This window comes from Methanoregula formicica SMSP (assembly GCF_000327485.1).
Taxonomy (GTDB): domain Archaea; phylum Halobacteriota; class Methanomicrobia; order Methanomicrobiales; family Methanospirillaceae; genus Methanoregula; species Methanoregula formicica.
In genome coordinates, this window is sequence record NC_019943.1 from 421,631 (window position 1) to 434,574 (window position 12,944).

Consider the following 12,944-nt stretch of genomic DNA (forward strand, 5'->3'; position numbering starts at 1 on the left):
CCCCTGAGAAAGGATTGCGAATATATCGGCTAAATAACCAAATCAATCTGCCAAATCCTGTGCCGGCACTTTCCGGATATATACCGTGCCGTCTTTTAAGGCAATCCACCGCAGCGTATCGCCCTGTTTCAGGTCAAGGAATTTGAACACTTTGGAAGGGACCGTTGTGCGGTGACGGTAGGATCGGACCGTGATACTTGTTTCTTCAATGCAGACAATTTCGTCAGATATCTGATCTCCCATCATTCTCCTCAGGCTGATTCTCTCTTGAAGTGATACTACGTTGTAGAATTATTTCACGTTTTTGTCGTCATATCCGCAAACTGTAGACCTACGTTATTTTCAGAAGAGTCATATTGGCCCACCCAAATTACCAATAGGTATTGGTAATATACCAATACATTTTTTATTTTATATAGCATACACTTCTGTGGGATTTATGAAAGTTGTTCTGGGTTTGCTTGTGCTTTTCCTGGTTATGGTGGCTCTTGTTGCAGCTGGCTGCACTATCCCGCATCAGGATACAAATGTCGCGGGTAGTGGGAAAATAACTGTTTCGGGAGCGTTTGCATTGTATCCGATGATGGTGAAATGGGCTGAGGAATACCAAAAATTGCATCCTGATGTAAAGATCGAGATATCTGCCGGTGGTGCAGGTAAAGGTATGACCGATACGCTCTCAGGTATGGTTGATCTTGGTATGGTCTCCCGTGACATCTCATCGGATGAAGCAAACCAAGGGGCAGTCTGGGTTGCGGTAACTAAGGATGCTGTAGTTCCGACGGTCAGTTCGGATAATCCTGTACTTGCCGACCTCCAGTCAAATGGAGTAAAACAATCGGTTTTTCGAGAAATTTTCATCAATAAATCTACGACAACCTGGGGACAGGTAGCCGGCCGGCCAGGCATTACCGATCCGGTTAATGTGTATACCCGCTCCGATGCCTGCGGTGCTGCGGATGTCTGGGCAAAATACCTGGGATACAAACAGGAGAATCTGCAGGGTGTTGGGATCTATGGTGATCCGGGGCTCGCCGATGCAGTAAAATCGGATCGACTGGGTGTCGGTTATAACAATATCGGCTTTGCCTATGATGCAGATACTGGAAAACCACTTGATGGACTCGCCATTATTCCTCTTGATATCAATGAAAACGGGAATATCGATCCCAACGAGCAGGTATATGCAACACGCCACGAGATTGTGAATGCAATAAATACCGGCAAGTATCCCTCACCTCCAGCCCGCGAACTGAACATTGTTGCCAAGACACGCTTCTCCGGTCCCACGAAAGAATTCGTGCAGTGGATCCTTACCGACGGGCAGCAGTATGTCGAAGGATCGGGATACATAGCTCTGCCAAAAGAACGTGTAAATGAGCAACTGGTGAAACTGGACAGGTAAGAACACCATTCGTTTTCTGCCCACCTTTTGAAACAGGATATAAGGAAAAACCGGAGTGATTCGCTATCACAGAGGACATCAGGGACAGGATTATCAGCAGTGTTCTTTCGGTACCGGCTCTCATATCCGGTGTCGTTCTCGTCTCAATGGTACTGCTGATTTTCCAGAAGTCCTCACAGATTCTTTCAACCCAGCCCCTCACCGACCTCCTCTTCTCCTCTTCATGGCAACCTATCGCCGGTAACTTTGGCTTTTTACCGTTTATCATGGGGACGATCTGGGTTACCGGGCTTGCGATGATCATTGCTGTCCCGGTCTCCCTGCTAACTGCGATCTATCTCTCGGAATATGCCCATCTTTATATCAGGAGCATCATCCAGCCGGTAATCGACCTCCTGGCCGGGATCCCTTCGGTTGTGTACGGATTGTTTGGTATCCTTCTTATCGTTCCTCTTATAAAAAATTCCATCGCACCTCTCTTTAGTATAACAACTTCGGGATACTGCATCCTCGCAGGGGGTCTGGTTTTAGCAATTATGGTCTTCCCCATTCTTATCTCGATCTCGTATGAGGTTATTAGGACAGTCCCGGTAGAGATGAGGGAAGCGTCACTGGGGCTCGGTGCCACCCGGTGGGAGACGGTAAAGCATGTTGTCATGAAAAAGGCATTTCCCGGGATTGTTGCAGCTGTCATCCTTGGCTTCAGCCGGGCATTCGGGGAGACTATGGCAGTCCTCATGGTTGTAGGAAATGTTGCCCGCGTGCCAGAATCGGTGTTCGATCCTGCTTACCCGATTCCGGCCCTGATTGCGAATAATTATGGCGAGATGATGTCGATCCCCCTGTATGATTCCGCGCTCATGTTCGCTGCGTTTCTCCTCCTTATTATTATCGTAGCCTTCAACCTCGCGGCAAAGTATGTTCTTGTCAGGCTCTCGGTGGTGACATAATGGATCGGAGACTGTATGAAGAACATATCTTCCGGGGGCTCATGTATGTCTCTGTAGCCATAGTCCTCTGCAGTCTTCTGGCAGTGTTTGCGATCGTTGTCATCAAAGGTGCATCCGCGCTTAATATCGCCATGGTGACCCAGACGCCCCAGGGAGGATATTACCTGGGAAAGCAAGGGGGCATCCTGAATGCAATCATTGGTTCGGTCTATCTCTCGGTTGGTGCGATCCTCCTTGCAATTTCTATCAGCCTCCCTGCAGCATGGTATCTTCAGAAGTTTGGCAGGGCCTCAAAAATTGCCCATGCTATACGGACGATGCTTGATATCGCTTCGGGGATTCCGTCCCTCCTTTACGGGGCATTTATTTTCTTGATCATGATCATGTTCCAGGCGCGTGCTTCGCTACTCTGGGGGATCATTACTGTGGGAATTTTTATTGCTCCCCTCCTGACCCGTGCCTTTGATGAGGTTATGCAGATGGTACCGGAAAAATTGAAGGAGGCCTCGTACTCGCTTGGTGCAACCCGGTGGGAAACGGTATTCCGGGTGGTGACACGGCAGGCGTTCCCCGGGCTCATCACTGCAGTTCTTGTCTCATTTGGTCGTGCAATCGGGGATGCAGCATCGGTGTTGTTTACTGCGGGGTATACAGATTCAATTCCCACATCCCTGGGCGACCCTGTCGCAACGCTGCCGCTTGCTATCTTCTTCCAGCTGTCTACACCTTTTCCCCAGGTGCAGGAACGGGCCTATGCATCTGGGATTATCCTGCTGGCCATCGTCCTGATCATCAGCCTCGGTTCACGATACCTTTCGAAAAGAATGGCACATTATAGCATCAAATAGGATCTGAAGATATGTCTGAAACCGGAATTTCTGTGAAAAACCTGAACGTATCTATCGACAACCGCGAAATATTGAAAAACATTTCCACGGAGATCCCAAAAAACCAGATCACAGTCATCATCGGACCTTCGGGATGTGGGAAGTCAACACTCCTGCGCAGTATAAACCGGATGACTGACCTTGTCGAGAACGTGAAGACCGAAGGTGAGATCCTCATAAATGGGAATAATGTTCTGGATCCGGCAACAAACCTCTCCGATCTCAGGAAAAATGTCGGAATGATTGCACAGGCCCCCAATCCCCTGCCAATGTCTATCTATGATAATGTTGTGTATGGGCCGAAGATCCATGGGATGAGAGATCCGGCGATCCTCGACGAAAAGGTTGAATTGAGTTTAAAGAGAGTCGGGCTCTGGGATGAGGTCCATGATCGCTTAAAGGATCCGGCATCTGCGCTCTCTCTGGGTCAGCAACAGCGGCTGTGTCTTGCCCGGGCTCTTGCTGTAGGGCCAAAAATCCTTCTCTGCGATGAAACAACCTCTGCACTGGATCCCCTCTCTGCAAAGCATATTGAAGATGAACTGATCAGCCTAAGAAACGATTACACGATTGTATTTGTCACTCATATCCTGAGGCAGGCTAAACGGCTTGCGGATTATGCGGTTTTCTTATATCTCGGGGAAGTTGTCGAGTGCGGGCCGGCACATGAAGTATTTACCTCCCCGAAGGATCCCCGGACAAAGGCGTATCTTGAAGGGGTGTTTGGATAACGTCTATTTCAGAAATCAGCATATTTTTCAATTTTCCCAATTGCAACGTTTTCTTAACCTTTTTCCACAGTATTCAGTATTTCCTATGCTACCCAGAAGACACCAACACTATTGCAGTTCAGAATACTCTTCAACGGCATATGTCATTTTTGAGCAGTATCGTTACCGCGATAAACCAATTTCCGATGGTTTAAGCATGAAATACTATCAAATCTTATCCACGATAATGCGTTTATTTAGAGAGTGTGCGTCATGAAAATCTCGCTTCTTCAACTTAACCCGACCGTCGGAGATCTTGAGGGAAATGCTGAGAAGCTCCAGAGTGGGATCCGGGAAACTGCCACCAACCGCCCGGATCTAATCGTTACATCAGAACTTGCATTGCCAGGCTATCCTCCGCGCGATCTGCTCCTGCAAAAAAAATTCATTGAGAGAATGTGGGAGACCGCAGAGGGAATTGCGGAAAAATGCGCATCGGCACCTCCCGTTCTCCTAGGTCTTGCGCAACGGAATGATGCAGACACCGGAAGACCGCTGTATAATGTTGCAGCCCTGCTTGACAAAGGACGTATAGTGAGTTGTTTTCCCAAGACATTGCTCCCGACGTACGATGTTTTCGATGAAGACCGGTATTTTGAACCTGCACACGGATCCCAGATTCTCACTCTTGGCAACAACTCTGTGGGGATTTCCGTATGCGAGGATATCTGGAATGACCGGGATTTCTGGAACAAACGCAGGTACCAGATTGATCCTATCGACACTCTGGTGAAATTGGGAGCAGATCTTATTGTAAACATATCCGCATCGCCCTTCACAGCGGGAAAACAACCGGTGAGGGAAAAGATGCTGGCAGGTATAGCAAAAAAATACCGGGTTCCTATCGTGTATGTCAACCAGGTTGGTGGTAACGATGATCTGATCTTTGATGGGAGGAGCTGTGTGTATGACTCTTCTGGAGCACTGATTGCCCGGGCGAAGGCATTTCAGGAAGATTTCCTGACCGTTGATCTTGCAAATCCTGGCTCCGCCATTATCTTCCCGGACGATTTTACACCGGAATCTGAGATATGGCACGCCCTGGTTCTCGGAACCCGGGATTATGTCAGAAAGACCGGTTTCAAATCAGTGCTTCTCGGGTTGTCCGGGGGGATTGACTCGGCACTGGTTGCTGCGATCGCCACAGACGCACTGGGGAAGGAGAATGTACTCGGTGTGATGATGCCCTCCCCCTACTCAAGCCAGGGCAGCATCGACGATTCACAGGTACTCGCTGCCAACCTTGGCATCCGGGTGATCTCCCTGCCCATCGGAACAATCATGACGGAGTACGAATCCGTTCTTGCTCCTGAATTCTCCGGCCGATCCCGGGATATCACCGAGGAGAACCTTCAGGCCCGGATCCGGGGAACTCTTTTGATGGCGCTTTCGAATAAATTTGGATCCCTCCTCCTTACAACCGGAAATAAATCGGAGATCTCGGTAGGGTACTGTACCCTTTATGGCGATATGTGTGGTGCCGTGGGAGTTATTGCGGATGTTCCCAAGTGCATGGTCTATCGTATCGCCCGGTGGCTGAATGAGCGGTACAGGAGGAACATTATACCGGAACCAATCCTGACAAAGGCCCCCTCGGCAGAACTGCGTCCTGACCAGACCGACCAGGACTCGCTGCCGCCCTATGATGTCCTTGACGAGATCCTCTGCCGCCATATCGAGCACCACGAGTCCCCTGATGAAATTTGTACACAAGGTTATCCGAAAGATACGGTAAATTCCGTTGCCCATCGTGTCAAAATCGCAGAGTTCAAACGGAAACAGGCAGCGCCCGGCTTCAAGGTTACCGACAGGGCATTCGGTACCGGGTGGCGGATGCCAATAGCGTCACGGGAATGGTACCGGGGATAGCAACCACGGCCGATACCGGTATTTCGTGATTATTTCCTCCTCTTTCTGTTATAATACGAAATCATTATTGAGAATCCGCCCCCATGAATATTTCATGAGTCAGAAAAAGGTGCTTGTTACCGGTGCCGGCGGATTTATTGGGCACCACCTGGTCACTGAACTAAAAAAGAAAGGATACTGGGTACGGGGTGTTGACTGGAAATACCCGGAATTTCAGCAAAGTGCTGCAGATGAATTTGAACTGCTGGATCTTCGCCGCTGGGATAACTGTATCCAGGCCACCCGGGGTGTTGATGAAGTATACGCACTGGCTGCGGATATGGGAGGTATGGGTTTTATCTCGTGCCACCATTCCGAGATCCTGCACAATAATTCCCTGATCAATATCCACACCCTTGAAGCAGCACGGATTCAGAATGTAGAACGATATTTCTATACTTCCTCTGCCTGTATTTATCCCGAATATAAACAGACGGACACGAATGTCACTCCCTTAAAGGAATCGGATGCATACCCGGCGATGCCTCAGGATGCCTATGGCTGGGAGAAGCTGATCGCCGAGCATCTCTGCACGCATTACCGGGAAGACTATGGTATGAATACCCATATTGTCAGGTTCCACAATATTTTCGGGCCGAATGGCACGTGGATCGGCGGCAGGGAGAAGGCTCCTGCGGCACTCTGCCGGAAAATCGCTGTGGCAAAACTGACAAATGATCCGGTTATTGACCTGTGGGGTGACGGGGAACAGACACGATCGTTCTGTTACATTGATGACTGTGTGAAAGGGATTTATAAGCTGATGCAGTCCGACTATCACGAGCCCCTGAACCTGGGCCAGGATCGCATGGTCAGCATTAACCAGCTCGCGGACATCATAGCGGATATTGCGGGGTATCCTGTTGAGAAAGTACACATTCTCGGTCCTATGGGTGTGCGGGGCCGGAACTCGGATAATACGCTCCTCAGGAACGTACTGCAGTGGGAGCCGGAGATCTCGCTTGAGGACGGGCTTGCCCGGACCTATTCCTGGATAGAAGGTCTCGTGAAAGAGAGGCTGGCCTCTGCTCCGGATAAAAAGCAGGCAATCGAGGAATTGAAAACGAGTAAAATCTTTTCCGCTCCCTGTAAGTAATCCTTTTTTTATGAAATCCTGGGATGTTATCGACCGGAATTTACTGGTTGATGCCAGTCCTTACCTGAAACTCCACCGTGAGGCCGTCCGACTGGAAAATGGCACAATTGTGGATGACTATTACACAATCGACCAGCCGGACTTTGTTGTCGTTTTTGCTCTGGTGAGACCGGATACGATCCTGGCAATCCGCCACTATAAACACGGCGCGAAAAAGATCAATCTCGGGCTGCCAGCCGGCTATGTTGAGAACGAGGAATCGCCAGTAGATGCCGCACGGCGGGAACTTCTTGAAGAGACCGGTTACCGGGCGGAGTCAGTCCGGCTTCTGGGCAGTTATGTTGTGGACGGCAACCGGGGATGCGGCCATGCCCATGTGGCCTTTGCTACCGGGCTCACCCGCCAGCAGGATGCCGACCCCGATGATCTTGAGACGATCGTCCTGGAAGAGATACCTCTCAGCGACCTGCCGGCACTGCTGGCAGGAGGGGAAGTCGCAACGCTTGGGGCCGCGATTGGCATAGCTTTAGGTTTATTGGAAGTAAAAAATATAGGAACATAGTGGTTGCGATGGTCGGGAAAACGATATCGGTTGTAGGGCTGGGAAAACTCGGAGCGAGCATGGCAGCGGCCATGGCGGACCGGGGTTTTGACGTTATCGGTGTGGACGTCTCCCGGGCTGCCGTTGAGAATTTGAACGCCGGCAAGGCACCGGTCCAGGAAACAACCCTGCAGGAGTATATCGATCGTAACCGGCAGAGGCTGTCGGCAACCCTCGAGCACCGGGACGCGGTCATGAAGTCCGATATTACGTTTGTCATTGTTCCCACCCCGAGCGATAAGAACGGTGCGTTCTCGATCAAGTATGCTGCAACCGCTTTCAGGGCTATCGGCAAGGCCCTGAAAGAGAAGAAAGGATACCACACGGTTGTGCTGACGAGTACGGTCCTTCCCGGTGCCACACGCTACGGGCTTCTTCCCCTCCTGGAACAGGAGTCCGGGAAAAAATGCGGGAAGGATTTTGGCCTCTGCTACAGCCCGGAGTTTATCGCCCTTGGCAGTGTCATCCGTGATTTCCTCAACCCGGACTTCCTGCTTGTCGGAGAATTCGATAGAAAATCCGGCGAGACTCTCGAATCATATTATGAAAAAATCATGGAGAACCATCCTCCGTGCAAACGGATGAGCATTGAAAATGCCGAGCTGGCAAAGGTCTCCCTCAACTCGTATGTTACGATGAAGATCACCTTTGCAAACATCCTGACCGAACTTTGCGAGAAGATTCCCGGCGGGGATGTCGATGCCGTGAGCGATGCCATTGGCCTTGACAGGAGGATCGGGCGGAAATATCTCACTGGCGGGCTCGGTTTTGGCGGCCCCTGCTTCCCGCGGGATAATGTCGCCGTAAGTTTCCTTGCCCGTGAACTTGGTGTACGCAATGAGATCGCAGAAGCCACCGACCGGTTCAACCGCACGATCCCGGCCCGGTTTGTGGAAAAGATCTCCCGTCATATCCCCTCGGGGTCCACCGTTGCTGTCCTTGGCCTGTCCTATAAGCCATATTCCTGCGTTGTTGAAGAGTCGCAGGGGATTCTCCTTGCGCAGGCCCTTTCCAAGCAGAATTATACGGTAACCGGTTATGATCCGCTGGCAAATGACAATGCCAGGCATATGCTCGGGGATGATATCCAGATCAAGGAGTCCGTGCAGGACTGTATCGCAGGTGCCGATGCCGTTCTCATCACCACGCCGGATCCTGCGTTCACTGCGTTAAAACTCGGTGATTTCCGCAAGGGGAAAGAGGATATGCTGGTCGTGGATTTCTGGAGGGTGCTTGCGGGTGAGTTATCCGGTAAGCCCGGGATTCGGTATGTACCGGTCGGGCAGGGGAGCAGGATCCGGGATGCGGAAAATGTGCTGGAGATGATGTGGAGGGATGCATAACAATGCAATTATTAAATCTCTACACTCTTTTCCTGATTTTATTATAGTCTCAGTAGATTTTTTTTGCAAAAAAAATGAAATGTTTTGGTTTTTCTATCATGAATAGACGTTAAAGAAAAGGAATAGTTTTACCCTTTTTTAATTCGGAAGAAAACGCTGAAAGATGGATTGAGTCGATAGAGTATTTTCAATCTCTACCCCGATAAATAAGATCGAACCAGATACAATCACTGTTGTTGAATTCTTTGCATAAAACGACATCAAATTTTGCTGGTTCAAGCAATTTTAAGAGCTTGGGGATATCATACCACTCGGCCCATGGGGTACCGAAGCCATCTGTTTTTTCACCCCATTTGTTGAAAGGCAATTCTCCTTCTTTTAACCACCGGGTGTATGGGTATGCGAGCTGAATCCACCTCCCCCCACACCTCAGATGTTTCAACAACTCCATAGCTTCCGGTTTGATAACCGATGAGGGGGCATGATGCAATGAACCTGCGGCATAGATAACATCGTAGTCATAATCTAAATCTTTTAATGAATCGATATCCTTAAGGAAAAGAAATTCAACATTAGCAAGCTCAAGGAATTCACAGAGACGTCTGACAACACGGAGGTTGTCCTCAACTATATCAACAAACGTTACCTTTGCTCCATTCTGTGCATAAGTAATACCATCAAAAGCAAAACCGCTGCCAACATCCATTACCTTCTTTCCTTTTAATATATCTGAATACAAAACATGATACCACCCCCGGATGTCAAATTCTGTATCCGTCGTTCGACTGAGCTTGCCGCGGGACCATTCCTTAAGGAGATCTTTATCTGATAACTTGAGAAGTTCCGTTGTTTTCATCCTTCCATCTCTCGTTGTTGGGATCTCACCCCACTTTTCTCTTAAGGTTTCAAAAGGTCGTTCCCATTTTGGCGATCTGTTTTTAAAAAGTTGGTTTTTATCCAAAATAGACATCAATACCCTCCAATAGTTCTCCGTGTTCAATGAATAATTTTTTTCAATGACAGGGTATATTTCTTGAATTGACTAGTAATATGTGTGTCGCAGTTCCATTAGACGATATAAAATTAATCGTGGGAAAATTTAATGACGCATAATTCAGATATAATGATGAATTTTATTGAGAGTTCTAATGACGAAGAGAGATCCCTATCTAAGTATCGTCGTCGTTTCAAGGAATGATGATCATGGAGGTAATCTCCTTCAGCGAATGCAGTTGTTTGTTGATTCACTCTATGAACAGTGCAACCAATATAAATTAAAAACGGAATTGATTATTGTTGAATGGAATCCTCTTCCTGATAAGGCGAGTCTGAAGGAAGCTCTTTCTTGGCCCGTGGAACGTGAATATATGGTTACCCGCATTGTCACCGTCTCTCCGGAAATCCACGCTACCTTCAAGCATGCAGACAAAATGCCGATCTTCCAAATGATTGGGAAGAATGTGGGAATAATCCGAGCAAAAGGAAGGTTTATCCTTGCGACAAATATTGATATTCTTTTCTCTGATGAATTAATTCAATTTATATCCAAAAAGAAACTTAAGGAAGGCTGCCATTATCGTGTTGATCGTGTGGATGTGGACACCTGTGTTTTAATGAGGCGTGCAAAAGATAACCTCCTTTCGTTGTGTGGTAAAAATATCATAAGGTATAATAAAAAATATGGTACGTATGATTATAGAGAGTTAAAGGGTGCAATTCCGGTTTTTGTTAAGCGCACCCAGGATTTTGTCTCTCGAATAAAGGTTTTTTTATCAGATGGTTATCCATTAATCCATTCTAATGCCTGTGGCGATTTCGCGTGTATGGCAAAAAAAAATTGGATCTCCCTTGGTGGATATGCCGAACTCGAAATGTATTCTTTTCATATAGATAGTATAATCTTAATACTTGGGCACTATTCCGGGATTCGTGAGATAGATCTTCGTTCGCCGATGGAGATCTATCATATCGAGCATAGTTCCGGTTCTGGTTGGACTCCAGGAGGAGGCGAGCAGAAATTGTTCGAGCGGCTTAAAAGTGATAGCATACCCTATCTTGTTTGGGAAGATCTACTCCAATATGCCCGTGACCTAAGACATACTCGAGATCCTACCAAGACCATTATTGGGAATAATAAACCATCTTGGGGCCTTGGAGATCGGGCATTGCCCGAAACGATAATCCGATGATAAGGTAGTGGTTGATGTGTATCAATAACGATTTGCTTACAGGAACGAAATTATATGATTGCTGAAACATGTAAAACAATCGAATTAGAAAAATCTTTATCCAATATTGAATTATTTGAGGAATTTGATTTGACCGATGGTCACCCATGGGTATCCAATATCAATTCCAATCACGCGAATTATTACAACTGTTTGTATAAAATCGCGAATCGTGAAAAACCGCGACGAATTCTGGAATTAGGTACGGCGTTTGGTTTAAGTGCTGCAACTATGCTGAAGGCATCCCCTAATATCGAGTTATTCGTTTCCCTCGATCTCGGAATTTATGGAGAGCAATTAGGTTTTTCCCAGAATAATATTGATTTTGCACGTACACGGATTCACCAATGGTGCTGTCACAGGAAGATCCCTCTTAACCGGATACGGTTCTATCGTGCCAACAGCCAGCCAGGAGTGGTTGGGGATAATGAGAATTTTGGTGTAGAAATTCGCAAATGGTATGATATACCCGATCTTGTCCGTCTTTTAACGCACTATGAGTTTGATGTCATTTTTGTTGATGGAAAACACACGGACGACGGATTGTATAATGATTTTGTTACGGTCTGGCAGTTGCTTCGTGATGGCGGGCTTATAATTTGCGATGATCTGCATGATGAAAAAACTTATGGAAAGATTTTTTCCTGGGCGGGCCAGACATTGGAGTCATTTCATCGATTTACTAATGAGCATAAAGCGGAGATAGATGATCAGTATATCTGGAATTATCCTCGCGTTATGCCCATGGATTATACCGGCTTGCGTCCTTTCGGTTTAATCCGAAAGAAAAAAAGGATGATTCTGGAATTAACCAAAAAATGGTTTGATTTTTTTAATAAGCAAGAATCTCTTGCGATTATTCAGGCACGGCAGGATCACTTGGCATCACTCGGCTTAGATCTTTCATATAAATCCGTTCTTGAAGTTGGATGTGGCATCGGGAAAGATACCTGCTTTTTCGAAAAACTTGGATGTACGATTCACTCGACAGATTCCCGTCCAGAAAACGTGGCAGAATATTTACGTCGCCGCCCAGATAGGAAAGGCTTTGTGGATATCGTAGATCTGAATTGTTCCAACAGTCATGTAAAATTTGGGAAATTCAATATTGTGTATTGTTATGGAACATTACATCAGCTTGAGAATCCATCACAATGTCTTAAAGAACTATCGAAAAATTGCAAAGATCTCTTTTTATTGGAAACTTGTGTGAATTCATTGGATAATGGGAATATTAATAGTGTATATGCAGATGATCAAGGGGAAGATAAGCCATTCAATGAAATCAAATGTAGACCAGCACGGGATTGGATTATGCAGGAATTAAAAAAATACTATCCTTACGTATATTGTACTCGTACTCAGCCTGCTCATTCGGATTACCCCATAATCTGGCCTGCAAACAGAGAAGAATTTATAAACACACGTTGTGTTTTTGTAGCATCAAAGCGTGTGCTTTGTCATCCTACCCTTATTCCTGATATTCCGCAATCTCAAGGAAGACTTGAACCGATAATATAAGTACGTAATTAAGATATGACAAATGGATTATCAGAAATCGCTAAGCAGGAAAGTATATTCCTGACGATTAAACTGTATTTTCTACCATATCATACCAGTACGATTTAATCGAAAATGATGTACATTACTTAACTTATTTCATGTGATTTTTTTTCAATGGACATATGGATGAGATGTTAACGAAATTTGAGCGTGCAATCTCTTTCGTTCTAATAAATATCAAAAATTTTCCCGC

Annotated in this window: 12 protein-coding genes; 10 read left to right on the top strand and 2 right to left on the bottom strand. The window is 46.9% G+C overall.

The features are described 5' to 3' along the window. Window positions 1-42: 42 nt before the first annotated feature. Window positions 43-246, bottom strand: coding sequence for an AbrB/MazE/SpoVT family DNA-binding domain-containing protein (locus METFOR_RS02120; RefSeq protein WP_048110755.1), 204 nt, complete (start codon window positions 244-246; stop codon window positions 43-45). Between the two features lie 193 nt (window positions 247-439). On the opposite strand from METFOR_RS02120, the gene METFOR_RS02125 reads away from it, so the two are divergent. The 8 genes from METFOR_RS02125 to METFOR_RS02160 all read left to right on the top strand — a co-directional run bounded on the left by METFOR_RS02125 (window position 440) and on the right by METFOR_RS02160 (window position 8,960). Beyond that, window positions 440-1,405, top strand: a complete 966-nt coding sequence (locus tag METFOR_RS02125; protein ID WP_015284460.1) for a PstS family phosphate ABC transporter substrate-binding protein — start codon at window positions 440-442, stop codon at window positions 1,403-1,405. Between the two features lie 92 nt (window positions 1,406-1,497). After that, window positions 1,498-2,355: a phosphate ABC transporter permease subunit PstC gene (pstC, locus tag METFOR_RS02130; RefSeq protein WP_267878676.1), complete on the top strand. Its 858-nt coding sequence runs from the start codon at window positions 1,498-1,500 to the stop codon at window positions 2,353-2,355. Beyond that, window positions 2,355-3,203: a phosphate ABC transporter permease PstA gene (pstA, locus tag METFOR_RS02135; protein WP_015284462.1), complete on the top strand. Its 849-nt coding sequence runs from the start codon at window positions 2,355-2,357 to the stop codon at window positions 3,201-3,203. Before pstC ends, pstA begins: the two co-directional genes overlap by 1 nt. Before the next feature lie 32 nt (window positions 3,204-3,235). Beyond that, the gene (locus tag METFOR_RS02140; protein WP_233504436.1) at window positions 3,236-3,973 is read left to right on the top strand and encodes a phosphate ABC transporter ATP-binding protein; all 738 of its coding nucleotides are present in this window, start codon (window positions 3,236-3,238) and stop codon (window positions 3,971-3,973) included. 252 nt (window positions 3,974-4,225) lie between these two features. Next, on the top strand, window positions 4,226-5,881 hold the full coding sequence (locus tag METFOR_RS02145) for an NAD+ synthase (protein WP_015284464.1): 1,656 nt from the start codon (window positions 4,226-4,228) through the stop codon (window positions 5,879-5,881). A 94-nt stretch (window positions 5,882-5,975) separates the two neighbouring features. Then, window positions 5,976-7,016: an NAD-dependent epimerase/dehydratase family protein gene (locus METFOR_RS02150; RefSeq protein ID WP_015284465.1), complete on the top strand. Its 1,041-nt coding sequence runs from the start codon at window positions 5,976-5,978 to the stop codon at window positions 7,014-7,016. A gap of 10 nt (window positions 7,017-7,026) precedes the next feature. Continuing rightward, complete coding sequence (locus tag METFOR_RS02155) at window positions 7,027-7,578, top strand: NUDIX hydrolase (protein ID WP_015284466.1); 552 nt, start codon at window positions 7,027-7,029, stop codon at window positions 7,576-7,578. An 8-nt stretch (window positions 7,579-7,586) separates the two neighbouring features. Further along, entirely contained in the window at window positions 7,587-8,960 is a 1,374-nt protein-coding gene (locus METFOR_RS02160) for a UDP-glucose dehydrogenase family protein (protein WP_015284467.1), read from the top strand. A gap of 187 nt (window positions 8,961-9,147) precedes the next feature. Here the strand turns inward: METFOR_RS02160 and METFOR_RS02165 are convergent, their stop codons facing one another. Then, window positions 9,148-9,960 (bottom strand): class I SAM-dependent methyltransferase, encoded by an 813-nt coding sequence (locus METFOR_RS02165; protein WP_148277570.1) that lies wholly within the window; start codon window positions 9,958-9,960, stop codon window positions 9,148-9,150. A 226-nt stretch (window positions 9,961-10,186) separates the two neighbouring features. Here METFOR_RS02165 and METFOR_RS02170 point away from each other — a divergent pair, with 226 nt between their 5' ends. Together METFOR_RS02170 and METFOR_RS02175 are read left to right on the top strand one after the other, a co-directional pair. Then, complete coding sequence (locus METFOR_RS02170; RefSeq protein ID WP_048110757.1) at window positions 10,187-11,149, top strand: hypothetical protein; 963 nt, start codon at window positions 10,187-10,189, stop codon at window positions 11,147-11,149. A 54-nt stretch (window positions 11,150-11,203) separates the two neighbouring features. Continuing rightward, window positions 11,204-12,709, top strand: a complete 1,506-nt coding sequence (locus METFOR_RS02175) for a class I SAM-dependent methyltransferase (RefSeq protein ID WP_015284470.1) — start codon at window positions 11,204-11,206, stop codon at window positions 12,707-12,709. Window positions 12,710-12,944: the final 235 nt, after the last annotated feature.